Consider the following 730-nt stretch of genomic DNA (forward strand, 5'->3'; position numbering starts at 1 on the left):
GGTGAATCCCAAGGAATGGCCAAGTGAGTTGTCGAAGCAGCACTTAAAGCTCGTTATTGTCGATGAGGCCTTCAGGCTGAAATACCAGGCTTTAGAGCAACTAAGAGACATCCAAGAAGAGTGGGATGTTGGGTTATTGCTCATAGCTGATCCAGGCTTTGAAAGAAGCCTCAGCCGGATGTGGCATTTTTCGATAAGGGTGGCTCATGTAGAAGAACTGAAACCGCTGACTGCCGCTGAAACAACCGAATACATAGACAAACAGCTCGAGGTAATGAACCTGCCGAAGCCGCCTGAAGAGGTCTACGCGCTCATCTATTGGTACACACAAGGAGTTCTCAGATCCTTGGGAAATTTGTTCTCCATGATTGCCAGGATTCTGAAAATCAATGAAGATGTGGTCAAAGAGCTAAATCGGGAGGTTGTCGAAACCGCTCGGGAAATGATGATGTTCGGAATAAACGGAACATTGCGCAAGCAACCCGCTTTGCTAAGTCCGGATAGTTAGTATCATTTGGACGTTGTATTTAGTAGTCAACTCAACCAATAGCGCACCACAGGCAGTGATACATTCGCAACGCAATAGAGGCGCAAATGTTCGCGCAATTTCGGGGTGGTCAAGTGTGACAAATAATTCTGCAAGAAGTGCGACAAATAATTCTGAAACTTACAGTTGATGATGCTCATCATGAACATGGCTGTGTTCGTGCTCGATTGGCTCATGATAATG

The 730-nt window shown here is 45.9% G+C and carries 1 protein-coding gene and 1 pseudogene; one reads left to right on the forward strand and one right to left on the reverse strand.

Annotation, left to right across the window (positions count from 1 at the left end):
* Positions 1–508: pseudogene (locus BWR59_RS32530) on the forward strand (hypothetical protein); the annotation flags it as partial.
* Positions 509–534: 26 nt separating this feature from the next.
* Here BWR59_RS32530 and BWR59_RS32680 read toward each other — a convergent pair.
* Positions 535–730 (reverse strand): hypothetical protein (locus tag BWR59_RS32680; RefSeq protein WP_218191322.1); only part of this gene is annotated, 196 nt, incomplete at its 5' end.

Origin of the sequence: Pseudomonas sp. Bc-h, from assembly GCF_002080045.1 — a bacterium.
Taxonomy (GTDB): Bacteria; Pseudomonadota; Gammaproteobacteria; order Pseudomonadales; family Pseudomonadaceae; genus Aquipseudomonas.